A 24,398-nucleotide genomic window follows, 5' to 3' on the forward strand; every position below is an offset into this window, starting at 1 on the left:
CAATTAACATATGTAACTCAAATCCATCATAACCCTGTTCCCCGGGAATTGGCAACGGGTCCATTCCGTCAAGCGGGTTTTGAAAAAGGGAGGACGAGACCCGACCCTAAGATAAATGGACGGAGTTTATACCTGTAAATTTTTTATTTAATAAACCTCATAATTTTTTCCGGTTTGGGCTCCTTCGATGCTTTTTTTAAAAGCGGTAGCCACACGACTAGCAGGAACTGCTTCAAAACCAGGGAAGAAGTCACCGTATTGATCTAATGATTCCTGTAACACATTAGGACTGACACTGTTTATACGAATGCCTCTAGGCATTTCAATAGCTGCCGATTTGACAAATGACTTAACACCACCATTTGCCATGGCCGCTGAGGCACCTTGTGGAATGGGATCATCCATCATAATGCCAGTTGTCAAGGTGAAGCTACCGTTATCATTCATATAGTCCAAACCTAAAAGAACTAAATGAATTTGACCTTTCAGTTTACTCTCGATGGCTACTTCATTTAACTCTGGCGTTAAATCGGGAAGAGGGGCAAAATGAGCACCACCTGTTGCGCTAACGACAGCATCAATATTCCCTATCTGTGCGTACATGTTCTTAATACTATCCACAGAAGTGATATCGACAGATACGTCAGAACCGTTACGTCCAGCACCAATAATCGAATGATATGGTTCCAATTCTTTCGTAACTGCTTTCCCGATCGTACCACTTGCACCAATAATAAGAACCTTCATCTTGATACCCCTTTTCTCAACCAGTTTACCAATCGATTTCCATTGACAAAAAATGAGAGTACGACGACTCTCTCCTTAAATTCATCATAACGATATTTCCTAGAATTTAGCAATGAATCATCCCATACGAGAAGAAAAACCGATCACCGGATAAACAGGGCAAACGCCGTGATTTCCACCCGTCGGTTAGTCCGCCCCGACATAAGTGAACCCAGCCCCCCATAAGGAGCCAGGCTTTATTCTGTCCACCCGATGAAAACAGATTTTACTCCCCGTTGATGGCCTCCTGCAACTCGACCAAGGATGTGACCGGGCTCCGACAAGCATAGTTCCGGCAGATATAGGCAGTCGCCCGTCCGTCAATGGGTCGTTGCTCCGCCGTGAACGGAACCAGCCGAGTGATTTCATCCGCTTTCCCCTCCGGCCGGAACAATATTACCGCCTCCGGCAGAAAGTCCGACTGAACCCTTCTCAGCATACTTTGGGTTGCCTCATCCCCCTCAGGGCCGGCGATCACGATCTCCTTGGAAGGGCCGGCGGCAAACTGAAACGCCGTTAAAAAGAAGGAAAACGCCATCGGCGCCTGTTGGACCGAACCGGCAAAGGCCTTCAGTTGCCGATCCGCTTTCTTTCCCCACTCCGGATCTCCAGTGATCCGGGCCAAGCGCATCAGGTTGAGGGCGGCGACGGAGTTACCGGAAGGAGTGGCTCCGTCGTACACTTCCTTGGTCCGGGTCAGAAGCTCTTCCGCATCCTTTCCATAGAAGTAAAGCCCGCCCTCTTCTTTGTCGCCGAAGAGTTCCAGCATCTCTTCACTCAGCCGGATCGCTTCCTTCAGGTTCTCCGGTTGAAAGGTGGCTTCATAAAGTTCGATCAGCCCCCAGGTAAGAAAGGCGTAATCGTCCACATACCCGAGGATGGCCGCCTCCCCGTCCCGGTAGCGGGCCAATAGACGACCGTCGGAACGGCGCAGTTCCCGGAGAATCCATTCAACCGCCTTTTCCGCCGCCTCAGCGTAGATTTCCTCCCCCAACACCCGGGCTCCTTTGGCCAGAGCGGCGATCATCAGTCCGTTCCAGGAAGTGAGAACCTTGTCGTCCTTATGGGGATGGATACGCTCTTCCCTCGCCTCGAACAGCTTTTGTCGGGACTCCTCCAGCTTGTCCCGTAGCTCCTCTTCCGACAATCGGTGCCGGGAAGCGATTGAAGTCAGGGAACCCTGGATTCGGTTGGGAATACTCTTTCCTTCGAAATTCCCTTTCGGTGTGATGTCGTAGCTGTCGCAAAAAAGGGAACCCTCTTCATCTCCCAAGACTTTTTTGACTTCCTCCGGGGTCCATACATAAAACTTCCCTTCCACCCCTTCGGAATCCGCATCTTCAGCGGAGTAAAATCCCCCTTCCGGCGAAGTCATATCCCGCAGCACATAGCTGAAAATCTCCCGAGCCACCCGGGCATATACCTCTTGATTTGTCACCTGGTAAGCCTCCAGGTAGACATAAGCCAACAGGGCATTATCGTAAAGCATCTTCTCGAAATGAGGGACCAGCCACTTCTCATCCACGGAATACCGGGCAAATCCGTACCCGATATGATCATAGATCCCTCCCCGGTGCATGGCATCCAGGGTTTTCTCCACCATCTCCAACGCCTTGGTTTCCTTTTCCTGCTTCCAATACCGCAACAGGAACAGAAAGTCGTGGGGGCGGGGAAACTTAGGTGCCCCGCCGAACCCGCCGTACTCGGAATCAAAGGAAGAGGCGAAATGCCGGTAAGCCTGTTCCAGGACCTCGTGATTCAACTCCCCGGCCTGTGTTACCTTTAACTGCGTCTGGACCGCGTGGGTGATCTTTTCCCCGACATCCAGCACCTTCCACCGATCATCCTTCCACGCCTGGGCGATTCGTTCCAGGACTTCCATCAATCCGTTATGCCCGTACATCGACGTTTTGGGAAAATACGTCCCGGCGAAAAAAGGTTTTTTCTCCGGGGTCATGATGATCGTCAACGGCCATCCCCCATGCCCCGTCAACGCCTGACAAACACTCATGTAAATATGGTCCACATCCGGCCGCTCCTCCCGATCCACCTTGATCGAGACAAACCACCGGTTCAACAGATGGGCCACTTCTTCATCCTCGAAGGATTCCCGCTCCATCACATGACACCAATGGCAGGTGGAATAACCGATGGAGAGAAAAATGGGCTTGTCCTCATTCCTGGCCTTTTCAAAAGCCTCTTCGCTCCAGGAATACCAGTCCACTGGGTTATAGGCATGCTGAAGCAAATAGGGGGATTTTTCCTTGATCAAACGATTAGGTTCGCTCATCATCCCACCTCCTGTACTGTCGATACATCGTATCACAGTACAGTCTAACCAAAAAGCGCTTCCGACCCATCTTCCCTAAGGTAAGAAACCGCGCCTTTCGGGGCGCGGTTTCTTCCTATGTGACACCACGGGTGCTTGATTTAAGCGGTCATCGTGCTAATGTCGATCACGAATCGATACCTTACGTCGGAAGCCAATACCCGCTCGTAGGCCTCGTCGATCTGGTCGGCCGAGATGACCTCGATCTCGGAGCCGATGTTGTGTTCGGCGCAGAAGTCCAGCATTTCCTGGGTCTCACGGATGCCGCCGATCAACGAACCGGCGTACGACCGGCGCCCGCCTATGAGAGAGAACACGTTGAGGGACATCGGCTCCGCAGGAGCCCCGACGTTAACCAACGTGCCGTCCAGAGCCAGCAACGAGAGGTAGGCATTGACGTCGAGCTTTGCGCTCACCGTGTTAATGATCAGGTCAAAGGTACCGGCAAGCTTCTCAAATGTTTCCGGATCGCTTGTGGCATAGTAGTGATCGGCACCGAGACGCAGACCGTCCTCTTTCTTCCGCAGTGTTTGGGACAGGACGGTAACCTCGGCACCCATAGCATGCGCGATCTTAACGGCCATGTGACCGAGTCCGCCGAGACCGACGACCGCCACCTTCTTGCCGGGACCGGCTTTCCAGCGGTTCAGCGGCGAGTATGTCGTGATACCGGCACACAACAGCGGTGCGGCGACGTCGAGACTGATTCCCTCAGGGATCCGGAGGACGAAGTCCTCTTCCACGACAATGTGGGTGGAGTAGCCGCCCTGGGTGCGCTGGCCGTATTTATCGATGTCGGCGTAAGTCATAGTGCTTCCCTTGAGACAGTACTGCTCCTCGCCTTTGCGGCAGTTTTCGCATTCACCGCAGGAGTCGACCATGCAGCCGACACCGACCCGGTCACCGACGGTGAACTTCGTGACCTTGGAGCCGACCTCGGTAACAATTCCGGCGATCTCGTGGCCGGGAACGATGGGATATTGTTCCTGACGCCATTCGCTGCGAGCAGTGTGAATGTCCGAATGACAGATACCGGCGTACTTGATCTCGATCAGAACGTCATGAGGTTCGAGGTCACGACGGTCGATCGTGGTCGCTTTGAACGGATCGCTCGGACCATAGACGGCACGTGCGTTAGCAGTAATCAATGACAAAACCTCCTCGATGTTTTACAACGATGATATGGAAAAGTGTATAACCTGGAGTCAACTCCAAGTCAACACGAGATTTTATACACACCCATTGCCAGACCGACCTATGCTTCACGGGAACCCAAACAGCGGCAATGTCAGATACAAAAGCAGTGATACAAAAAAGAAGCCTACGGTCATGAGAATCAAACTTCGTCCATAGGCGTACTGCGCTTCACTTCTCCTCAGGTGAAAGATGTTGCACTTTAAACCTCCTCCGGTTTTTTCAGTGTTTGTTCTGCTTTCACCACTTTCTCTTCATAACTTGCAATTTTATACTCCAGGCGCTCCAACGTTTCCTGCATGTCTTCCATTCTTTTCAGAAGTTGCTTGCGCTGCTCGATCAAGATTTCTTTTCTTGCCTCCATGGTTTCATCACCCTGTTGAAACAGCCTGACATACTCAATCAATACGTCAATCGGAAGACCTGCACTTCGCATGCATTTGATAAATTCGATCCACCTGCAGTCTTCTTCCGAATAATCCCTGATTCCGCTTTGATTGCGGTTCACTCGGGGAAGCAGACCGATGCGTTCATAATAGCGGAGGGTATCCTGGGAAATATCCAATTTTTCGCTGACCTCTGCAATCATCATGCAGTTTCACCTCCCGATATCCGACATTATCACACTTGGAGTTAACTCCAAGTCAAGAGGATCCGATGCCCCCCACCCGTGACTTTCGCTCACGCCCTCTGTGCGCAGGTGTGAAGCGTTCCAAAGCGGTTCGTTCTTATCAAGGCAATCACAAAATTACCTTGACCGGCACCCCGCTGAAAAACCGCCTGAGCGTATTGTGGGCCATGTTCACAAAATCATCACGAAGGGACCATTGAAGAAAAAATCGATGAGATGCTGGAACGAAAACAATTACTTCACGATGACATCACCACCGACACCTGCTGGATCACAAGGGTCTCCATTGACCAATGGAGATCGTTGATGACGTTGGGATATAATTGATGGACATGACGAAAAAAGCAAAGGAGAAGGTGGAGCGTCATGAAGATTCATGGAACGGAAGTACGGGGAGTGGGGATGGATCGTAAAACCCGCTGTTACCACTATCATGGGGCTCATGATGTGATCGCGCTGAAATTCAAGTGTTGCGGCATCTATTATCCCTGTTATAAATGTCATCAAGCGTGCGCCGACCACTCGGTTGAAGTCTGGCCCAAAAGTGCTTTTCATGAAAAAGCGGTTTTATGCGGTCAATGCGGCACGGAATTAACCATCGCGCAGTATCTGAACAGCGGATCGCAATGCCCGGCTTGCCGGGTGGATTTCAATCCCGGATGCCGCAATCATTCCCCCCTTTATTTCGAGGGAACGAGTCGCCATAAATGAATGGAAAGGAAAAAGAAACCAAATAGGCGAGCCCCGTAGCAGGGATCGCCCGTTTCATTGTTGTTAAAAAGCGACGGGAAGTGCGGCTAACCCTTGTGAGGACAGAGTGAAATGCCAGGTGACGCTCTCACAGGGGATGCGAAGCCGAAGGTTGGGCATGCGCCTCAGCAGGGTGGTGAACGCGATGTCTCCTTCCACACGGGCCAGCGGAGCCCCCAAACACATATGGATTCCATGGCCGAAAGCGAGATGACGATGCATTGTACGCGTAATATCCAGCTCCTCCGGCTGCGTAAAGTGGCGTTCGTCCCGATTGGCTGATTTCAGCACGGGAATGACCACATCCCCCTTCTTGATCGGCTGCCCGGCGAGCTCGATATCTTCCGTGTCCATACGCGGTCCCGCGATGGTGGCGGGACCGTTGAAGCGCAACAGTTCTTCGACAGCCGAAGGAACCAGACTGAGATCGGCTTTAAGCTTCTCCAATTGCTCGGGATGATCCAGCAACATCAAGGTGCCGGTGGCGATCAGGTTGGAGGTGGTCTCATGGCCGGCAAAGATCAACAACGTGATCATCGAGAGCAGCTCGTCTTCACTGAGCCGATCCCCCTCCTCTTCGATGGCGATTAACTGGCTGATCAAGTCATCAGCAGGATGTTGGCGTTTATCGGCTACAAGCTGTGCGGTGTATTCACCGAAGGCTCGCATGTGCTCGGCGACCCCCGGCTCCCGTCTTCCCAGGCCCAGACCACGCGCGATCGCATCAGACCAGACCTGAATCTGTGCCCGGTCTGCTCGAGGCACCCCGAGCATGTCACAAATGACGTTGATCGGTAAAGGATAGGCATAGTCCTTAACGAGGTCCATCTCGCCTTGATCTTGCACCCGGTCGAGCAATTCGTCCGCAATCTCCTGCACACGGGGTCGTAAGCTTTCCATATATCGGGGCGTGAAGGCTTTAGACACCAGCCTGCGCAACCGCCGATGATCGGGATCATCGACAGAAAGCATGGATTTTCCGTTGAAGAAGACAGGGGGAGCCGATGGATCAGCATCGACGGAGAAGGTTTGCCGGATGTCGCTGTTGCCATCGACGGCGTTCAGATCTACAGTAAAACGGGTATGGTCTTTGAGTACCTGCATCGCCTCTTCCATACGCGTGACCATCCAGGCTTGACGATCCGTTTCACCCATCGGAAACGGGATCGGAATAACAGATCCCGTCGCCCGCATCTGTGCGAATAACGGAAATGGGTTTTCGCCGTTGTCACCGCTGAATAGGCCGAATGCTGCTTTCCCTATCTGCTCCGAAGAATTCATGAAGACCTCCCTTTCTCACAGGTGCTTTACTGGGTCTTTCACTGCTGCATATGTTAAGCCGCTCTCAGCTTGTTCATTCATTCCGTCGAACCATTTCCTCCCGGTTATTGTGTTTCATGCCCTTTCCACCCGAACGGGGAAGCTTTTGAGGGATTGGCCCACTGCCGAATCAACCAAATGTTCGGTCACTTCAAACCCCTCCACTAAACCGATATCGGCAAACCGTTTCACAAAAGTGGTCAGCGCAATGTTCGCTTCCTTTCGGGCGAGCGGAGCACCCAAACAGAAATGCGGTCCGGCTCCAAATGCAAGATGCTTATGATTGCCCGGACGATGAATGTCAAACTCCTCCGCATCATGAAACTGGGATTCATCCCGATTCGCGGCACCGATCCACGCCACGACCATTTGCCCTTTCTTCATCGTGTGACCAAAGATATCCGTATCTTGGGCCACTTTACGATCAATGGCCGCCGGGAAACGATACCGTAAAACTTCCTCGGTCAGCTGGGGAACCAATGACATGTCGGCCCGCAACTCCCGATAAACACCCGGTTGATCCACCAACATGGAGTAAAACATATTGGAAAGGAGCATCGTCGTGGTCTCATTTCCCGCACCGAGCAGTCCGATGCCGTTCAGGACCACTTCTTTATCGTTCAACCGTTCACCCTCAAGCTCCGCTTGGATCAAATCGGAGAGGATGTCATCGGCGGGATGCTTCCGCTTTTCCTGCACGATGGGATACAAATATTCACAAAAATCCTCCATGGTCTGCGCTTTCCTCTCAGCGATGTCATGGTACGCGTCCTTGGCGTAGGGAAGAAAGAGAATGTCCGACCAGAATTTGATTTGGCTCCGGTCTTTGGAAGGAACGCCCAACAATTCCGCGATGACGGTCACCGGCAGGGGGATTGCCAACTCCTTTACGATATCCACAGTCTCCCGACCTTCCATATCCGTGAGTAATTCGTCAACGATGGCTTGAATGCGAGGCTCCCATTCCTTCAGGTTGCGGGGAGTGAACGCTTTGGCGAGAAGGGCGCGTCGCTTTCGATGTTCCGGCGGATCGGAACTGTTGACGTTGCTACGGTTATCGTTTCGGGGAACGGGAATCAAACTTCGCTCTTTTTTATTGGAAAATAACTGATGGTCGAACAACACACGCTTTGCGTGTTCATACAAAAAGACATTCCAGACCCCTTGTTCGGTATCATAATAGACCGGACTGTTCTCTCTCATTTCTTTATACCAGGCAAATGGTTCCCATTGCGCCTGTCTGGACCGAAGCTTCGATATTTCATGCTGGAGGATCGTTTTTTCCATGGGCTTATGACAACCCCTTCCCACAGGATAAACTTACATATGTTATTTTAACATATGTAAAAAGAATCGAAACGCCTTTCACAAAATTGCAATCAAGGTGATGCCAATGTACATCGAGATCATCATATTGGGACAATTGCTGTCAGGTCCCAAACACGGTTATGAGATCAAGAAAAATATCCAAGAGGCTCTCGGAGAGACGGTTAAAATCAATAATAATATGTTGTATCCCGCATTGCGCCGTTTTTTGGAGATGGGTGCCATATCCAAAGAAGTCGTTGAGTCTGAAGGGAAACCCAACCGCCACGTCTACCTTTTGACGGAAGCAGGAGAAAAGATTTTCAGTGACATCATCCGCGATTTCTCAAGCAAACTGGCTGGCAACCAAATGGAATTCCTGATGCGGGTGGCGCTGTTTGACCGGTTGGAACCGGCCACGCAACAAGAAATCCTGCAAAAGAGACGGGAAGTGTTGGAAGACAGGTTGGAACATTATCACCATATCGGAGACACCCATCCCGATAAACCCTTTGTAAAAGAGATCATTCGATTTCAAAAAGATCAGGTCGAACACGAATTGGAATGGATTGAGCGCTTGAAACAACAAGTGCAAAATACCGGCGAAAAAATAAGGGAGGATACGGATCGCCCTCCCGTCGAGTAGGAAGGGTGACTAACTCTCCATCCTTTCACACCACCACATGAACCGTTCAGCGAAATGTTCAATATTTCGCAGATACCGTATTATGGTCACCCTTACGCACCCGACATGATGAAGAATCACGTCTTGTTTACAGTGGAACCTTGGGTGCAATACGGCCTACGGGAAGCGAAGTATACATCATTTTCCCATGCCATGCGGGAAGTGGCGGCCATTGCTTATCTGATTGGCCGGGGATAAGATCCCAAAAGGGCCTATCGGTTGGTGGAATCATGGGAGATAAATGAACGGTTTTATTAAAGGGGATAGGTGGAGCAGACTTCGGCAGCCTGTATCGGAGAAAAAACCCGGGTTAATCAACAAGTTGACGTCTGCATGCTGCCAGACGTCAACTTTCTCAAAAGTTAATGAATATCGGCTTTATTGAAGTAAACGAGGGTCGTAAAAAATCCAATGAAAGAAGTAGCCATAATCGTGAGATAAGAATAAGTGGGGGGATACTCCGGAAAAAAGCTACTGGTTGCAATCACTTGTACTGCGGACCAGGGAAATAAAGCACTGTATTCCGTTCCAAAAATCATCAAGTTGACCATCGTAATGATAATGGTAAATACGATCGTAGTCACGTAACTTTTAAACAAATAAGTGACCAGAATCATGGGGGGAGTAAGGAGCCATAGAAGGATCCCGCTCGTAACAAATTGGTTGAATGATTCCACCAATAAGTTCGTACTCCAACCTTCAAACGGGCCTACGAGTCCAAATATATAGGTCCATCCGCAAGAAATCAAAGTCAATGCCATGATCCAAAGGGCTAACAATGCCCACTTGCTTAAAATAAGACCCATTCTCGATACAGGAATGGTTAAGAGGTTTTTTAATGTACCCTCTGCATATTCCCGATGAAATAGATAGGCCGCAATCACCCCATATAGAGGAACTCCGATCAATAAAACACAATACAAATGGGTTTCGGAGAAGAATTCATCTATTTGGAGAGGTGAATAGGGCAATTTGGCTTTTTTCGTTAAAGACGCGATAAAGCTTATGAAGGGAGCTGCCGACGCTCCAAAGATACTGATTAAAAACATATGTGACCGTTTAAGCTTTAAGAGTTCCATATATAGCAGGTTAACCAATCGTACCACCTCCTACCAACCTGGCAAAATAGTCTTCCAGACCATCCTCTTTCATGGTCATCTTTGATACTTCAATGTCATTTTCGACAAACATTTTGTTTAGCTTTCCTTGTTGACCCAAGTGAGAATATACACGGATGGTTCCTTCTTCATGGACTTCGTAATCATGAACCTTAAAATACTTCTCCATTAACATCACTGCTTTGTTCTCGTTGGATACTCGGAACTCCAAGTATTTGCGATTTCTTTTCCGTAGACGATCAAATGCAATTTCTTCAAGGAGTTTTCCTTCATGAATGATCCCCATATGATCCGCCAACTGCTCCATTTCCGATAAAATATGGCTGGATATCAATAGGGTGATGTTTCTCTCTTTCGTCAGGGATTGAAGGAGCCTTCGCATTTCTTTAATTCCGATCGGATCCAATCCGTTGGTGGGTTCATCCAATATCAACAATTCCGGATCATGAAGCAGCGCCCTGGCGATCCCCAATCGTTGTTTCATCCCCAAAGAATAGTTCCCGACCAGCTTCTTTGTTTCATGTTGCAGTCCCACAATCTCCAGTGATTCTTCAATCGCACTTGTCTTGGGGATCCCGAGGAGTTTTGCATTAATCAGCAGATTTTCTCTGGCGGTCAGGTTTTCATAAAATCCTAGAACTTCAACAATGGACCCGATTCTCCGTAAAATCTCTTTTTTATTTTTGAATAAGTTTTTCCCAAAAATTTCAATTTGGCCGTGAGTCGGTTGGATTAACCCTACCAACATTCGGATCGTCGTCGTTTTTCCTGCACCGTTTCGGCCCAAGAATCCATAAATGTCTCCCTGGTTTACCGTGATGTTGAGATGATCGACGGATGTTTGGTTGCCATAGATTTTGGTTAAATTCGTTGTTTTGATGACAGCACTCATTTTTTGACCTCCTCTTTGTGCATAATGGCATGATAAGAGGTCGATTTTAACTACTGCTTACCCATTCCTTAATTATTTCTTAAATGGTGAGCCTTATTGGATTTGGGAATGGAAAAACCGAATGTCGTTTTTTCCCACGGAATGCTTTCCGCCCATATTCTGCCACCGTGTTTCTCTACCAGTGCTTTAGCAATAGCAAGACCCAAACCACTGCCGCCATTTAAAGGTCGAGATGAATCGCTTCGATACATCCGTTCAAATACATTTCCAATATCCTTTTTTGAAATCCCGGGCCCTCGATCCAAAACAGGTAGTCGGTATTCGCGGGCGGCTTCTACAAGCTCAATCCCCAACACTTTCCCCTCTTTTCCATAAAGCAAGGCGTTCTTCATTATATTTCTGATCACGCGTACCAGACTCTGACGGTCTGCAATGATTGTGCAATGCTTTTCCGGTATCTCTACTTTCAACTCGATTTCCCATTTTTTAATCTCGGGAATAAACTCAATTAACAGTTCCCTGGTCATTTCTGCAAAATCAAGGGCTTCTGTCTTCAGTTGGATTTCATCCGCATCGATCTTTGCCATATTAAATATGTCATCAATCAGTTTCTTTAAGTTATGGGATTTCCTTGATACAATCTCGAGATGCTCCCTCTGTTCTTCTTCCGAAGTGGCTATATCATCTTTCAGGGCATCCACATATCCGATGATCGAGGTAAGAGGTGTCCGGATATCATGAGAAATACTGGATAGAAGACTCCTTCGGGCCGACTGGGATTGGATGGTCTGTATGTTTACTTTTTCTATCCGTTCGATCAGTTCATTGATTAACAAAATGATTGAATCTAATAAGCGATCATGATAGCCAAACAATCTCGTTTTTAAATTTCCGTGGATGATACCCTTCAATTCCACAGCAACCCGTTGGAGACGTATAATAAATCGTAATCTCATGAATAAAAGAATGGCCGTTATAACAAAAAGTGCGGAAAATAAACCCCATTGAACGGTTCTCAGTGATTGATGATCATTCATTTCCATCATGAAAAGCCCCGTGATGATCATCCATTGGAGGATAAGCAGCCAGACAGGTTTGTCATGTTTCATCGGGTTCACCCACAAACTTATATCCGATTCCCCATACCGTTTGAATCAACTGCGGATTGGAGGGATCGGTTTCTATTTTTTTTCTGAGCTTTCTGATGTGGACCATAACGGTATTATCGTCTTCGATAAAGGAATGGTTCCAAACTTGACGAAATAATTGCGTCTTCGTAAACACTTGTTTGGGATGGGTGACGAAAAACCTCAGTAACTCAAATTCTTTTGCGGTTAAGGAGATTTCTTCTCCGGCCGCGTAGGTGGTATATTTTTTCAGGTCGACTGTCAAGCCTTTAAACTTGATCAGTGTTTCTTCGTGAGAATCGATGTCATGACCGCCCAAAATCAAATATCTCCTTAACAAAGCCTTGACCCGGGCCACCACTTCTTGAATACTGAAAGGCTTGGTGATATAATCATCCGCTCCCATGCCCAGACCTAAAACCTTATCCACCTCATCATCCTTAGCTGTGAGCATCAGGATCGGAACATTTGTCCTCTCCCTGAGCCTCCTACATACCTCGATCCCACCAATCTCAGGCATCATTAAATCCAATAGAATCAAGTTATATTTGTTTTGAGTACATAAATGGAGGGTCTCCTCACCATTGACCGCCACGTCCACCTTATACCATTCTCTCTCCAGATACTTTTTCAATAAGTCTCTGATTTCTTTTTCATCATCGGCGATCAGTATCCGAATCTCTTCCATATTTCCACCTGCTTTTTAGAAGATCGAGGTTCAAGCAATTGATCTCATCTCATAACTATAAAGGATTTTCTCGGATTTCCTACTCATTTAAGAAACAATTAAGGAATCGATAAAAGCAAGTTAAGTTTTTCGACTTATCCTGTAACCATGCTTCCTGAGAATGAACTCTTAAAAGGGGGAAAAAGATGGACTTCACGATTTTTCAGTGGATGAACGATTTAGCTGGAAAAAATGATTTTTTGGATGGATTCATGATATTTATGACGGATTACGCCCCTTATGGATTTGCCTTGATTTTGTTCCTGATGCTTTTCTACTGGCGTTCGAAATCCTGGCGAATCAGCGGTCTTTATACGGGACTCACCTTATCGACCGCTTTGGCGATGAGTTTTGTGATCGGACAAATCTGGTCACGGGAACGTCCGTTTGTTGTCCATGAGGATATCACTGTGCTTATTCCTCACGCGGCGGACTCCTCATTTCCCAGTGATCACACCACAGCAGCCTTCGCCATAGCTTTCGCCTTATGGTATCATAATCGATTGTTGGGTGGGACGATGCTGGGTTTTGCGATGTTGATCGGGATCTCCCGTCTCTATGTAGGGCATCATTATCCGGGAGATGTGTTGGCGGGCATCGTAACCGCATTCATCGCCGCAAAAGGGGTGCAAATGATTCGTAACAAACGGGAACGGAAGAAAATATCGGCCCAAAACATCCTTTCACCTTACCAGTAAATAAAGTGGAAGATCCAGGATCAAACGCCCATAGAGGCCCGGATGCTTTCTCGATCCTTCTTCATCCATGGTCCTTTGAAAACCTTGCTCATTTCCTCTCGTAATCGTGTGACCCTGCCGCTTTCTTTGATTAAAAAGGAAGCGGCTTTTTTGCAGTGTTGAGCCGTTGCTCATTCACAAACGATCCATCGATTGTCGACTGAATGATAGAGAGTGAGTCAATCTCTATTTATAATGATTATAATTTGATGTTGACTTTTATTTTGCATTTAATATAATCAATGTGAAGCCATTATTACCAAAGAAAGAAGGGGGAGGACACGATGGCGAAGAAAAAGACCCTTACCACTGGTGCCGGAATTCCGGTCGGCGACAACCAAAACTCCATCACGGCGGGGTCGCGCGGCCCTATACTGATACAAGACTTTCATTTATTGGAGAAATTGGCGCACTTCAACCGGGAGCGCATTCCGGAGCGGGTTGTTCACGCAAAAGGAGCGGGTGCCTATGGTTATTTTGAAGTGACCAATGATGAAATTTTCAAATACACAAAAGCTGATTTTCTGAGCAAGAAGGGGAAACAAACCGAAGTATTCCTCCGTTTTTCCACCGTTGCCGGCGAATTGGGTTCCGCTGATACCGTACGCGATCCCCGCGGTTTTGCAGTGAAATTCTATACGGATGAAGGCAACTATGATTTAGTCGGTAACAACACTCCGATTTTTTTCATCCGGGACACGATCAAATTTCCTGACTTCATTCACACACAAAAACGGAATCCGAAAACCGGCCTGAAAGACCCGAACATGGTATGGGATTTCTGGTCCTTGTCTCCCGAATCATTGCACCAAATCACTTACTTGCATGGAGATCGCGGAATCCCCGCCACCTACCGTCACATGAACGGTTACGGCAGTCACACATTTAAATGGGTCAATGATCAGGGCGAGTCATTCTGGGTGAAATATCACTTCATCAGCGATCAGGGAGTCAAAGCCTTGGACAATGATTTAGCCGCAGAACTCGCCGGTACAAATCCGGATTATCATCGGCAAGATCTCTTCACCTCGATTGAAGAAGGGGACCATCCTTCCTGGACCCTGTATGTTCAAATCATCCCTTATGAAGACTATCAAACATATAAGTGGGATCTGTTCGATGTGACAAAGACCGTATCCAAAAAAGATTATCCCCGGATCGAAGTCGGTAAATTGGTATTGAACCGCAATCCGGAAAATCATTTTGCAGAAGTGGAGCAGTCGGCATTTACACCCGGTAATCTGGTTCCCGGAATTGAACCGTCACCGGACAAAATGTTACAGGGCCGTATCTTCAGTTACGGGGATACCCACCGCTACCGTTTAGGAGTTAATCATCAACAAATTCCGGTCAACCGTGCGAAGGTTGAAGTCAACAATATGCAGCGGGACGGTTATATGACCGTAAACGGAAACGGCGGCGGCAAGCCCAATTATGAACCCAACAGTTTAGACGGCCCCGTTGAGGATCCCCATAAAAAAATCGCGCCCTTTGAAGTCAGCGGGGAAGCGGACAGTGTCGCTTACGATTCGGATGATCACTATACTCAAGCCAGGGATCTTTACCGTCTTATGAGCGAAGATGAGAGAGAACGTCTGATCAAAAACTTCGCCGACCATATGAGACCGGTTGAAAGCGACGAGATCAAGCTCCGTCAAATCGGCCACTTTTATAAAGCGGATCCTGAATGGGCCGAAAGAGTCGCGGAACAGTTGGGATTGCGAATCCCGGAAAGCGTCAAGTAACAAGGTTGATTGAGACAAAAAGTCGGTTCCATGTTGATATGAGCCCCCCGAGTTAACAAAAAAGCAACCCCCTCCTGTATAACGGAGGCGGGTTGCTTTTTCTGTGGGGTAGCCCAACCCATAGAAGCATGGTAAAAAGGCCCCTTTGGGGAACAAACGGGCCGTTTTTCAAACTACTCCTCGGGGCATTGTGCTTCAAAAGTAATGATTTGATCCCGTTGGGTCGGATACCGTCCATACTCGTAATCCGCGGAAATAACGATGTCGGAAAACCCGATCTTTTCAAGAATCAATTTGAACTCTTCCACTCCAAACCACCGCAGCAGGAAGGATTCCAACTCTGTCTGAACCAGCTGTTTGTCTTTCCACTTTTCATACCTCATATGAGAAACGGTATACTGTTGAATAGGATCCACTTCAACCAGCTTTTCTTCCAGGGTAATCAGATTCCCTTCAGCATTGGTCCAGGTTCGTGTGGAAACAGCACCCGGTTGCTGTTCGGTTGGAAGGGATAGATCCAGGATCAAACGGCCGCCGGGCCATAGGTGTTCATAAAAACATGTCAAAGCTTTGATTGAATCGCCGCGCTCTTTAATCAACAAAAAGGATCCTGTAGGGATAATAATCGCCTCATACTGTTGCGGCAACGAAAAAGATTTCATATCTCTTTCATACAGTCGGGGCGTCAGCCCTCTCTTCTCACAATGTGACCGGCACAACGATAACATCTCAGCGGAACAATCCATTCCGTGCACCTGTTTGCCTTCATTCAGCAAAGGGATCAGTATACGTCCCGTTCCCACAGCGGGTTCAAGAATGTTTCCCTCACACGATTTCAATCTTTCTTTATAGTATTCCAAGTCCCCGAACAACGAATGACCAACGGGTTTATCGATATCATAGACTTCAGTGGACAGCTTCCCGTAAAAGCTAAACATGACCCATCATTCTCCTTTGATGTTCAAGTGAAAATCAAAGATTCCCAGAAGTTTTCCAGCCATAAAAAATACCGTGATCATTAGGAAAACTCGAATCCATTTATCACCTTTATGAATGGCGATATGACTTCCGACCCAGCCGCCCAGAGCATTGCCGACAGCCAAGGAGAAACCCAAATACCAGTTAATTTGCCCATGAACCATAAATACAAAAAGGGAAACCAAAATATAAATACCAACGACAAAAACCTTCATACTGTTTGATTTTACAAGAGAAATTCCGAAAATCGCCGTTAAACCGGCAATGATAAAGAAGCCCGCTCCGGCTTGAATAAATCCCCCGTAAATTCCGACAAAGAAGAATGTGATGATCCCCAATCCCTTACGAACCAGAGAATAATCACCGTTACCCTTTGAGGCGATCCTCTTTTCCGGTTTCCAGACGATAAAGATAACCGTAATCACCATCATCACAGCGAGGATTTGGTTGAATAATTGATCGGAGATCGAAATGGCAAGGTTGGCTCCTACGACGGACCCAATCACAGCGGGAACGCTTAATAAAAAAGCGAGCTTTTTATCAAAGTATCCTTTCCGGTAAAAATTGGCAGTCGCCGTGATACTTTGTACCACGATCGCCACCCGATTGGTTCCATTTGCAACTGCAGAGGGTAAACCCAAAAAAATCAAAACAGGCAGTATTAAAAGAGACCCCCCTGCGGCCATGGTATTCACCATCCCTCCGATAAAACCGGTAATCAGAATCAGGAACACATCCGTCAACGACATATCAACACCCGCTTTATTTCAGATCAGTGAGTCGCACGAAGTCGGCCGGTCAGTTCACACGGATGGATGCTTGATCAAGGACCGTCACTTCGGGACATTGCTTGAACTGCTCCATTAAATGAAATAAGGATTCATCCTTTTTCTTCGCCTCAATCATTACATCCACCTGGTCGGTGTACTTTTTGGCCATACACAAAAACGGCAATAGATCATTCAAATCGATGTAGTCGGCATGACGACGGAAATCGGACTCGCTCCTTGGACTGGATACATGGATTTTGGGAGGAAAGGGTTCCTGATTCCACGTATGTACGACTCGGGGCCACAGCTCTTCCAGGGTTTCACCGTCATGATTGCATCGGTGATGATGGATATCCAGCACCATGGGAACTTGACAGCTCTCCGCTATGTCCAATGTCTCCTTAGCGGTGAAGGATTTATCGTCATTTTCCAGACAAAGATGTGATTGAATGTCTGGATGCAAACGGGCAAAGTTCTCCTTGAACCGGTCTCCGGATGCCGCTTTATTTCCGTATACGCCCCCGATATGGATGTTACATTTATGGGATGCCGGCAATCCCATAGCCTTTAACAATCGGACATGACGCCACAAGTCTTCAACGGAGGTCTTCCATACTTTCTCATGAGGGGAGTTCAAAACCGTAAAGTGATCCGGATGAAACCCGACCCGCATTTCGTTTTCCCGCACAATGCTCCCCAATGATTGTAATTCCGGCCTCAGGACTTTGATAAAGTTCACATTTCGCACCAATTCATGTCCCGCCAGCGGAATCCACCGGGAGGAAAAACGGTAAAACCGAATATCGTTGCCGATACAGTGATAAAGGATCCGTTGTGTATGACGCAGGTTCTCCCGGGCGATCCGAGCCAATTTTTTTAAAGCCGCCTTGCGATCGGGAATTTGGCGGAAAGCTTTTACTGTCATGGTTTTGGACGGGGAGGCATTTTTGACATGAAGGCTCATAGCCACAAATCCAAATCGAACCAACATCGATATCACCCTTTGTAGTATACCCGCCCCATACCATATCAACAGGATCATTGGGAAAAAGGATCCGTCAATCTTGGACGTTCGATTCATTTTACTAACAGTCATTTCAATGAGATCAATCCTCGTGAACATTGCGCCTATTTGATATAGAATGATTTTATACAAGTTTCCCCATAGAGTCGAGTTCTTGTGGTGAAAACGGACCCGGAAGAAATGCAAAGGAAGGTGCCAACCTTGTCAAAAATTCTCCTCCCTCTTTTGGCTTTCATCCTGATCACCAGTTGTGAAGGAACGCTACCGTGCGGGAACTCAGAAGAACCCCAAGATCCACCGCCACCTCCCAGCATCAAGGTGGTAAAGGAACAAACAAAAACCGTTCAGTTGAAGTCCTTGATTCATTGTTGGAACGAACCATGCACCGAAATCCATCGAATCCTGGATCCCAAACAATCACCACTCACCCGAGCCAAGCCGAGGAGCGACATCCGCATCTCATTTCCTTCCGGCCGGGAACCTGATGATATCACTTTGATCCAAAGGATCCCCCATCATGTCAGTATCCGAACCGCCGAAGGAGTCAATGTGCTGGAGTTATCCGGCCCTGTCGAACCGGGGACCTACTTTTTTGAATTACACGCCTCCTGGAGTAAGAAAAAAGAATCGGGAAAAATCATCTATAGCTTCCGTCTGAAGGTGGAATAAAAGAAGAAACCCTACCACCGTTACTACGGAAGTAGGTTCCTGTTTGGAATTCCCGAATATGCCCCATCGTCACCCGGTCCTTACAACCGTCCCAATCACCGGTCCTCGACCAGGATGTAAGCCGCTTGGACCGGGCCGTGGACACCGACGATCAGGTTCATTTCGATATCGGCGCTGTTACTCGGGCCGGAGATAAAATTGATGCAGGAGGGAATCGCTTCACCCCGTTCCACTCGCTGATGGATTTCCCGGGTCGCCTGGGACATCCGGGGAACGATCGTACTCTTGGGAAGAATGGCGATGTAGGTGCGGGGCAATAGGCTGATGGATCTCCCTTTTCCGTTATCGCTGAACAGGACGACCGTACCCGATTCCGCCAATGTGATATCACTGAAGGTAATACCGACATCGGCCTTCTCGGCGAAGCGGATGTTTTCCTCGTCGCGGGCAGGATCCCATACGTGGACGTCCAGTTCTCCCTTCTCCCGCGATTGTTGGAAATATTCATCCAATCCGTATTCCTGGAAACGGGGGTCATCCCCGATCACGACGGAGCGACCGAAAGTACGAATCGTCTCATCCATTACTCGGGGCAGTCTCTCGGCGGTTGACCGCTTCAACTGTGTGTGGATCCGTCCACACTGCTCCTTTAACCGATCAGACAAATCGTCCCGGTCATCTCCTTCAAACACCTTCCACTGGGGAGTGTGGCGCCAGCGGGGTCGCATGACACCCGTCCGCCGACGCTCTCGCCCCAGCTTTTCGGCGACCTGATCGAGAAAGGAATCCCGATTGTGAATACTCATTCATCTTCACCCTTTTTTCCCTGACGCTTTTGAAACCACTGACGGAACGATTCCTTACTCGGGGCAGGAAAGTCGCGAATCTCAGTCCAGGGTCGAACCGGCCCCGGACCGCTCTTCACGGAATCCCCTTCGGTGAAGAAGGACATCACTCCAGGAGCGGCCCGGGTCCCTGTCTCATATAAGCGGGGAGAGGTGGCCGCCATCCGGAATCCCTTCATCGCCAATCTCTCGCCGAAGGAGGATTGCTTCTCCTCTTCGACCATACGGCGGCGGTGCAGGATGAGGAGTTCGTGAAGAGGGATCTTCACCGGACAGGCATCGGTGCACGCCGCGCACAGACTGGAAGCGTAGGGAAGTTCCCCATAATCGTCGTAACCTCCCAAGAGCGGTGACAGAACAGCTCCGATCGGTCCCGGATAGATGGAGCCGTAGGCGTGTCCTCCGATATGACGGTAAATGGGACAGACGTTGATACAGGCGGCACAGCGGATACAATGAAGAGCGCTTTGGAATTCCGTCCCCAGGAGGTTGGAACGGCCGTTGTCCACGATAACGAGGTGAAACTCTTCCGGTCCGTCCGCGTCACGGTCCCCCTTGATCCCTGTCAAGCCGGTCACATAACTGGTCAACTTTTGGCCGACAGCGGAACGACAAAGAAGACTGACCAGGATGTCCAGCTCCTCCCAGGTAGGGACGATGCGTTCCATCCCCATCACCGCAATCTGCGTCTTGGGCAACGCTGTACAGAGGCGGGCGTTCCCTTCGTTAGTCACCAGGCTGACGGTGCCGGACTCGGCTACGGCAAAGTTACAACCGGTGATCCCGATGTCCGCCGCTAAAAACTCCCTCCGCAGTTGTTCCCGGGCGAAAGCGGCCATCTCCTCCGGTTGGGAAGTTTGGTCGTACCCGCGTTTTTCCTGTAAAACCTCCCGGATCTGCTCCTTGTTTTTATGGAGAGAGGGCACCACGATATGAGAGGGATGGTCCCGGTCATCCAGTTGCAAGATGTACTCCGCCAAGTCGGTCTCAACCACCTCACAACCGATCTCCTCCAACGCGTCGTTCATGCCGATCTCTTCCGTCACCATCGACTTGGCTTTCACTACTTTTTTCCCTTTCTTTTTCTCCGCGACATTCCGGATATAACGGTTGGCTTCTTCTGCCGTCTGGGCAAAAAAGACATGTCCGCCTGACTCTTCTACCTTATCAGAAAGCTGTTCCAAGTAATAATCCAGATTCTCCATCGTGTGGGATCGGATCTCTTCTCCGAGGTTGCGCCACTCCTCCCAATCCCCCAATTCCTCAGCAGCCGACAATCGACGCTCTCCGAGACGCTCCTGCGCCGACCGAACCGCCCCCCGCATCAATGAGTCCTGGATCCCTTCATCCACCCGTTGGAAAAATTCCTTTTCTCCGATTTTCACCGGCATGTTTTCATCACCCCTTTTCACCGACTGTTTAGCACCTGTGCGATATGCATGACCCGGACCGGTTTCCCTTTTCGGTGAACCCGCCCTGCGATATTCATCAGGCAGCCGCTGTCAGAGCCAATCAAAACTTCTGCACCGGTTTCCTCGACCTTTTGGACTTTCTCATCCACCATCTGCTCCGAAATCGGCACCATTTTGACAGCAAAAGTCCCACCGAAACCGCAACAATCCTGGGCGTTGGGCAACGGTGTCACCGCCAGACCCTCCACGCGGCGCAACAGTTTCATCGGTGCATCCCGGACCCCGAGCAGTCGTGTCATATGGCAGGAAGGATGGTAAGTCGCTTTGGCTTTCAAGCAGGCCCCCACCTCTTCCACCTTCAATACCTCCACCAGGAACTGTGTCAATTCGCGGGTCTTGCCGGCGAGAGCACGGGCTTTTTCCCGCCACTCCTCTTCTCTTTCACCTTGAAACAATTGGTCGTATTCATGGATCATCGCTGCACAGGACCCCGAAGGGGTCACAACATATTCAGCGGGTTCAAAGGTGCGAATCATATGTTTTGCGATCTCTTTCGTCTCCTTGTGATAGCCGCTGTTATACGCCGGTTGGCCGCAACAGGTCTGGGCGGAAGGGAAATCCACCTCACAGCCCAACCGTTCCAATATTTCTACCGTGTCCTTTCCCACTCCGGGATAAAAAAGATCCCCCAAGCAAGTGATAAAAAGTGAAACCTTCACTGCCACACCCCTCTCCGAATGTTCCGCGATGGTTGAAGCCCCACCATCATCCAAAGGGTGGGACTTCGTAACAGCGAATATCTATTCGGCTATTGACACCGTCTGTACCGGTAGGCCGGTCTTTTCAAGCTCTTTCAAAACCGAAGGGGCTGTTTGATCATCCGTAATCACTTCATCCAGATCTCTGAAATCGGAAAACACCTTAAACGCCTTCACACCAAATTTACTGTGATCGACCAACAGGTAGCTGTAGTCGGCAATGGAAATCATGCGATGTTTAAGAGTGGCTTGCCACTCGTTGGAATCGCTCAATCCATACTGAACATCCGCTCCTCCACAGGAAAAAAACAACTTGTTCACATGATATCCTTCCAACGACCGCTCAGCCAGGGGGCCGATGAAAGAAAGGGACTGCGGAGATAAAGCGCCGCCTGTGGAAATCACGCGTACATGCAGATGATCCGCCAGCTCCATGGCCACTTTGATCGAATGAGTCAATACCGTCAGCCGCATGTCCGGAAGCAACCGTGCCATTTGCCAAGCCGTTGTGCTCGCGTCCAGGAGAATCGTATCCCCTTCCTCAACCTTTTTCACGGCTTCCCGGGCAATCGCCTTCTTTTCAGCTACATTTTTAATTTCCCGCTCTTGAAAGGGCATCTCCTGCTCGGGGTCTTTTTTCACAGTCACAGCCCCGCCGTGGCTGCGGAGCAATTTTCCCTTCGACTCCAACTTTTTCAAATCATACCGAATCGTCTCCTCTGTCACCTGAAAACGTTTGGCCAATTCGGTCACACGAATGCTTCCCTCCCGATTGACCACCGCTACAATCTCGTGTCGCCGTTCCACTGCCAGCATAAACGTTTCCTCCTGCCTTTACTACAACCATCATCGATATCACCCTGATTGTAACACCTTTTGGAATCGATCATAGGCCTCATTCCATGCGGTAGTGGATGAAGGTTCATAAGTTCTCCGGGGAAAGGAACGGGCGACGAGCTCCCGCCCCTCAGAAAGGGATGCGACTTCCTTGGCGGCCATCAACTGGACGATGAGATTTCCGGCCCCGCTGGATTCGATCGGTCCCGCGATCACCGGACGTCCGCATGCATCCGCCGTCCACTGGCACAGTCGTTCATTTTGAATACCTCCACCCACCATGTGCAATACGTCCATCTTTTTACCCACCAGTTCCTCGAGGTGATTCAGCACCCACCGATATTTCATGACCAGACTTTCCGTCACCGTTCGAATCAAGGCGCCATTCGAGTCGGGGATCGGTTGTCCGCTTCGCCGACACGATTCCCGGATGCGCCCGGACATGCCACCCGGGGCTAAAAATTGCGGATCATCGGGGTCGATAAACGCTGTAAAAGGCTCCGCCTCCCCGGTCTCATCCATCAGCTCATCCCATGTATAGAAAACCCCTTCTCGTTCCCATTCCCGCTTGATTTCTTGCAGTAACCACAAGCCCATAATATTTTTCAACAGCCGGAAAGATCCCTCGACACCGCCTTCATTGGTAAAGTTTAGGGACAGCGCACGCTCCGATAAAACGGGTTGATTCACTTCCGTCCCCAACAGAGACCAGGTCCCGCAAGAGAGATAGGCGTAGGAATCGGACGAAGACGGAACAGCCGCCACCGCTGAACCGGTATCGTGAGTAGCCACCGAAACAACGGAAAAGTCCATTCCGCCCAGTTCTTCCGAGACCAAGGGCAGCAACCTGCCGAGTTCTGTTCCCGGGGGGACAATCCCGGTAAACAAATGCCGGGGAATATCCATCCGATCGAGCAGAGGCCGGGACCATGTCCCCCGGGTCGGATCGTACAACTGAGTGGTTGTGGCATTGGTAAATTCAGTCACCTTCTCACCGGTTAAAAAATAATGGAAAAGATCCGGAATCATCAACAAAGTATGAGCCTGTTCCAAATGGGGGTGACCGGTTTCTCTCATCGCCGACAGCTGGCAAAGGGTATTAAAGGGCAAAAATTGAATCCCGGTCTGCCGGAAAATTTCCTCGCGGGGGATCTGCCGACCCACTTTTTCCATGATTCCCTCGGTGCGGCGGTCCCGATAGTGCACCGGATTGCTCAGTAAATGACCGGAACGGTCCAACAGTCCGTAGTCAACCGCCCAACTGTCCACCCCCAAGGAAACAATCGGTCCATCCTCTTTTCGAACCCTGCCAATCCCCAGCAATACTTGCTGATAAAGATGTAAAAGATCCCAGTACAACGTACCGAGCAGGGAAACGGGTTTGTTTTCAAAACGGTGAACCTCCCCTACGTTCAACCGCTCCCCGTCAAATTCCCCGGTCAACACCCGTCCGCTCGATGCACCGAGATCGACCGCCAGCCCTTTCCATGCCGTACGTGTGGTGCCGACCATTCTTCTCCCCCTCTTCGTATTAGGGCGTGTTTGATAATTCTCGATCACGATTGTTAACAGGGTGTCGGAGCCGATTTCCGACTCGGCGCCGGATTGCCCTCCCACAGATGTGAAACGGCCCGGCGGCCAAAAGAAAAGCATAGTGGCCGCTAAGCGGTTCGGTCCTCCGAAAACTCCGCTAGGTTGTCGGGCATAGGAGACCCGAGAGAAAAGCGATCGAGACGAGACTTGTGCCCTTTGGGTGCAA

23 protein-coding genes are annotated in these 24,398 nt (G+C 49.3%); 5 read left to right on the forward strand and 18 right to left on the reverse strand.

Annotated elements, in window-relative coordinates; all coding sequences use genetic code 11:
- Nucleotides 1–147: 147 nt before the first annotated feature.
- From CHM34_RS12100 to CHM34_RS12115, 4 genes are all read right to left on the reverse strand, one after another.
- Nucleotides 148–747 (reverse strand): short chain dehydrogenase, encoded by a 600-nt coding sequence (locus CHM34_RS12100; protein ID WP_094264874.1) that lies wholly within the window; start codon nucleotides 745–747, stop codon nucleotides 148–150.
- Nucleotides 748–1,012: 265 nt separating this feature from the next.
- Entirely contained in the window at nucleotides 1,013–3,076 is a 2,064-nt protein-coding gene (locus tag CHM34_RS12105; RefSeq protein ID WP_094264875.1) for a thioredoxin domain-containing protein, read from the reverse strand.
- A 140-nt stretch (nucleotides 3,077–3,216) separates the two neighbouring features.
- Nucleotides 3,217–4,263 (reverse strand): NAD(P)-dependent alcohol dehydrogenase, encoded by a 1,047-nt coding sequence (locus CHM34_RS12110; protein ID WP_094264876.1) that lies wholly within the window; start codon nucleotides 4,261–4,263, stop codon nucleotides 3,217–3,219.
- A 248-nt stretch (nucleotides 4,264–4,511) separates the two neighbouring features.
- Nucleotides 4,512–4,901, reverse strand: a complete 390-nt coding sequence (locus CHM34_RS12115; RefSeq protein WP_094264877.1) for a MerR family transcriptional regulator — start codon at nucleotides 4,899–4,901, stop codon at nucleotides 4,512–4,514.
- A gap of 405 nt (nucleotides 4,902–5,306) precedes the next feature.
- On the opposite strand from CHM34_RS12115, the gene CHM34_RS12120 reads away from it, so the two are divergent.
- Nucleotides 5,307–5,651, forward strand: coding sequence for a CHY zinc finger protein (locus CHM34_RS12120; protein WP_094264878.1), 345 nt, complete (start codon nucleotides 5,307–5,309; stop codon nucleotides 5,649–5,651).
- A gap of 63 nt (nucleotides 5,652–5,714) precedes the next feature.
- Here the strand turns inward: CHM34_RS12120 and CHM34_RS12125 are convergent, their stop codons facing one another.
- Nucleotides 5,715–6,971 carry a cytochrome P450 family protein gene (locus CHM34_RS12125; RefSeq protein WP_094264879.1) on the reverse strand — a complete coding sequence of 419 codons (1,257 nt, stop codon included), beginning with the start codon at nucleotides 6,969–6,971 and terminating at the stop codon, nucleotides 5,715–5,717.
- A gap of 114 nt (nucleotides 6,972–7,085) precedes the next feature.
- Complete coding sequence (locus CHM34_RS12130) at nucleotides 7,086–8,297, reverse strand: cytochrome P450 (RefSeq protein WP_094264880.1); 1,212 nt, start codon at nucleotides 8,295–8,297, stop codon at nucleotides 7,086–7,088.
- A 106-nt stretch (nucleotides 8,298–8,403) separates the two neighbouring features.
- Between CHM34_RS12130 and CHM34_RS12135 the strand changes: the two genes are divergently transcribed.
- Nucleotides 8,404–8,961: a PadR family transcriptional regulator gene (locus CHM34_RS12135; protein WP_094264881.1), complete on the forward strand. Its 558-nt coding sequence runs from the start codon at nucleotides 8,404–8,406 to the stop codon at nucleotides 8,959–8,961.
- A gap of 401 nt (nucleotides 8,962–9,362) precedes the next feature.
- Here the strand turns inward: CHM34_RS12135 and CHM34_RS12140 are convergent, their stop codons facing one another.
- The 4 genes from CHM34_RS12140 to CHM34_RS12155 form a co-directional block, all read right to left on the reverse strand.
- Nucleotides 9,363–10,097, reverse strand: a complete 735-nt coding sequence (locus CHM34_RS12140; protein ID WP_094264882.1) for an ABC transporter permease — start codon at nucleotides 10,095–10,097, stop codon at nucleotides 9,363–9,365.
- Nucleotides 10,090–11,010, reverse strand: coding sequence for an ABC transporter ATP-binding protein (locus CHM34_RS12145; RefSeq protein WP_094264883.1), 921 nt, complete (start codon nucleotides 11,008–11,010; stop codon nucleotides 10,090–10,092). The genes CHM34_RS12140 and CHM34_RS12145 overlap by 8 nt, the downstream gene beginning before the upstream one ends.
- 68 nt (nucleotides 11,011–11,078) lie before the next feature.
- Entirely contained in the window at nucleotides 11,079–12,119 is a 1,041-nt protein-coding gene (locus CHM34_RS12150; protein ID WP_094264884.1) for a sensor histidine kinase, read from the reverse strand.
- Entirely contained in the window at nucleotides 12,109–12,825 is a 717-nt protein-coding gene (locus CHM34_RS12155; protein ID WP_094264885.1) for a response regulator transcription factor, read from the reverse strand. The genes CHM34_RS12150 and CHM34_RS12155 overlap by 11 nt, the downstream gene beginning before the upstream one ends.
- Before the next feature lie 185 nt (nucleotides 12,826–13,010).
- On the opposite strand from CHM34_RS12155, the gene CHM34_RS12160 reads away from it, so the two are divergent.
- Nucleotides 13,011–13,562, forward strand: coding sequence for an undecaprenyl-diphosphatase (locus tag CHM34_RS12160; protein ID WP_094264886.1), 552 nt, complete (start codon nucleotides 13,011–13,013; stop codon nucleotides 13,560–13,562).
- Nucleotides 13,563–13,885: 323 nt separating this feature from the next.
- Complete coding sequence (locus CHM34_RS12165) at nucleotides 13,886–15,346, forward strand: catalase (protein WP_094264887.1); 1,461 nt, start codon at nucleotides 13,886–13,888, stop codon at nucleotides 15,344–15,346.
- Between the two features lie 173 nt (nucleotides 15,347–15,519).
- Here CHM34_RS12165 and CHM34_RS12170 read toward each other — a convergent pair whose 3' ends face one another.
- From CHM34_RS12170 to uvsE, 3 genes are read right to left on the reverse strand one after another with little or no spacing between them, the layout of a single operon-like run.
- A complete protein-coding gene (locus CHM34_RS12170) occupies nucleotides 15,520–16,284 on the reverse strand; it encodes a methyltransferase domain-containing protein (protein WP_094264888.1) in 765 nt (254 codons plus the stop codon).
- Nucleotides 16,285–16,290: 6 nt separating this feature from the next.
- Nucleotides 16,291–17,073, reverse strand: a complete 783-nt coding sequence (locus CHM34_RS12175) for a sulfite exporter TauE/SafE family protein (protein WP_094264889.1) — start codon at nucleotides 17,071–17,073, stop codon at nucleotides 16,291–16,293.
- Nucleotides 17,074–17,122: 49 nt separating this feature from the next.
- On the reverse strand, nucleotides 17,123–18,085 hold the full coding sequence (gene uvsE / locus CHM34_RS12180) for a UV DNA damage repair endonuclease UvsE (protein WP_094264890.1): 963 nt from the start codon (nucleotides 18,083–18,085) through the stop codon (nucleotides 17,123–17,125).
- A gap of 234 nt (nucleotides 18,086–18,319) precedes the next feature.
- On the opposite strand from uvsE, the gene CHM34_RS12185 reads away from it, so the two are divergent.
- The gene (locus CHM34_RS12185; RefSeq protein WP_094264891.1) at nucleotides 18,320–18,787 is read left to right on the forward strand and encodes a hypothetical protein; all 468 of its coding nucleotides are present in this window, start codon (nucleotides 18,320–18,322) and stop codon (nucleotides 18,785–18,787) included.
- 95 nt (nucleotides 18,788–18,882) lie between these two features.
- Here the strand turns inward: CHM34_RS12185 and CHM34_RS12190 are convergent, their stop codons facing one another.
- The 5 genes from CHM34_RS12190 to CHM34_RS12210 all read right to left on the reverse strand — a co-directional run bounded on the left by CHM34_RS12190 (nucleotide 18,883) and on the right by CHM34_RS12210 (nucleotide 24,151).
- Nucleotides 18,883–19,593, reverse strand: a complete 711-nt coding sequence (locus tag CHM34_RS12190) for a LutC/YkgG family protein (protein WP_094264892.1) — start codon at nucleotides 19,591–19,593, stop codon at nucleotides 18,883–18,885.
- Complete coding sequence (locus CHM34_RS12195) at nucleotides 19,590–21,023, reverse strand: LutB/LldF family L-lactate oxidation iron-sulfur protein (protein WP_094264893.1); 1,434 nt, start codon at nucleotides 21,021–21,023, stop codon at nucleotides 19,590–19,592. Before CHM34_RS12195 ends, CHM34_RS12190 begins: the two co-directional genes overlap by 4 nt.
- Before the next feature lie 17 nt (nucleotides 21,024–21,040).
- Nucleotides 21,041–21,763, reverse strand: coding sequence for a (Fe-S)-binding protein (locus tag CHM34_RS12200; RefSeq protein WP_094264894.1), 723 nt, complete (start codon nucleotides 21,761–21,763; stop codon nucleotides 21,041–21,043).
- Between the two features lie 81 nt (nucleotides 21,764–21,844).
- Nucleotides 21,845–22,618 carry a DeoR/GlpR family DNA-binding transcription regulator gene (locus CHM34_RS12205; RefSeq protein WP_094264895.1) on the reverse strand — a complete coding sequence of 258 codons (774 nt, stop codon included), beginning with the start codon at nucleotides 22,616–22,618 and terminating at the stop codon, nucleotides 21,845–21,847.
- Between the two features lie 39 nt (nucleotides 22,619–22,657).
- Nucleotides 22,658–24,151 carry a rhamnulokinase gene (locus tag CHM34_RS12210; RefSeq protein WP_094264896.1) on the reverse strand — a complete coding sequence of 498 codons (1,494 nt, stop codon included), beginning with the start codon at nucleotides 24,149–24,151 and terminating at the stop codon, nucleotides 22,658–22,660.
- Nucleotides 24,152–24,398: the final 247 nt, after the last annotated feature.

Origin of the sequence: Paludifilum halophilum (genome assembly GCF_002245355.1) — a bacterium.
GTDB lineage: Bacteria > Bacillota > Bacilli > Thermoactinomycetales > DSM-45169 > Paludifilum > Paludifilum halophilum.

Excerpts from the sequence above, each read along its gene's own strand:
- CHM34_RS12100 (WP_094264874.1), bottom strand. The coding sequence starts at position 747 with ATGAAGGTTCTTATTATTGGTGCAAGTGGTACGATCGGGAAAGCAGTT.
- CHM34_RS12105 (WP_094264875.1), bottom strand. The coding sequence starts at position 3,076 with ATGAGCGAACCTAATCGTTTGATCAAGGAAAAATCCCCCTATTTGCTT.
- CHM34_RS12115 (WP_094264877.1), bottom strand. The coding sequence starts at position 4,901 with ATGATGATTGCAGAGGTCAGCGAAAAATTGGATATTTCCCAGGATACC.
- CHM34_RS12120 (WP_094264878.1), top strand. The coding sequence starts at position 5,307 with ATGAAGATTCATGGAACGGAAGTACGGGGAGTGGGGATGGATCGTAAA.
- CHM34_RS12125 (WP_094264879.1), bottom strand. The coding sequence starts at position 6,971 with ATGAATTCTTCGGAGCAGATAGGGAAAGCAGCATTCGGCCTATTCAGC.
- CHM34_RS12130 (WP_094264880.1), bottom strand. The coding sequence starts at position 8,297 with ATGGAAAAAACGATCCTCCAGCATGAAATATCGAAGCTTCGGTCCAGA.
- CHM34_RS12135 (WP_094264881.1), top strand. The coding sequence starts at position 8,404 with ATGTACATCGAGATCATCATATTGGGACAATTGCTGTCAGGTCCCAAA.
- CHM34_RS12145 (WP_094264883.1), bottom strand. The coding sequence starts at position 11,010 with ATGAGTGCTGTCATCAAAACAACGAATTTAACCAAAATCTATGGCAAC.
- CHM34_RS12150 (WP_094264884.1), bottom strand. The coding sequence starts at position 12,119 with ATGAAACATGACAAACCTGTCTGGCTGCTTATCCTCCAATGGATGATC.
- CHM34_RS12155 (WP_094264885.1), bottom strand. The coding sequence starts at position 12,825 with ATGGAAGAGATTCGGATACTGATCGCCGATGATGAAAAAGAAATCAGA.
- CHM34_RS12160 (WP_094264886.1), top strand. The coding sequence starts at position 13,011 with ATGGACTTCACGATTTTTCAGTGGATGAACGATTTAGCTGGAAAAAAT.
- CHM34_RS12165 (WP_094264887.1), top strand. The coding sequence starts at position 13,886 with ATGGCGAAGAAAAAGACCCTTACCACTGGTGCCGGAATTCCGGTCGGC.
- CHM34_RS12170 (WP_094264888.1), bottom strand. The coding sequence starts at position 16,284 with ATGTTTAGCTTTTACGGGAAGCTGTCCACTGAAGTCTATGATATCGAT.
- CHM34_RS12175 (WP_094264889.1), bottom strand. The coding sequence starts at position 17,073 with ATGTCGTTGACGGATGTGTTCCTGATTCTGATTACCGGTTTTATCGGA.
- uvsE (WP_094264890.1), bottom strand. The coding sequence starts at position 18,085 with ATGTTGGTTCGATTTGGATTTGTGGCTATGAGCCTTCATGTCAAAAAT.
- CHM34_RS12190 (WP_094264892.1), bottom strand. The coding sequence starts at position 19,593 with ATGAGTATTCACAATCGGGATTCCTTTCTCGATCAGGTCGCCGAAAAG.
- CHM34_RS12195 (WP_094264893.1), bottom strand. The coding sequence starts at position 21,023 with ATGCCGGTGAAAATCGGAGAAAAGGAATTTTTCCAACGGGTGGATGAA.
- CHM34_RS12205 (WP_094264895.1), bottom strand. The coding sequence starts at position 22,618 with ATGCTGGCAGTGGAACGGCGACACGAGATTGTAGCGGTGGTCAATCGG.
- CHM34_RS12210 (WP_094264896.1), bottom strand. The coding sequence starts at position 24,151 with ATGGTCGGCACCACACGTACGGCATGGAAAGGGCTGGCGGTCGATCTC.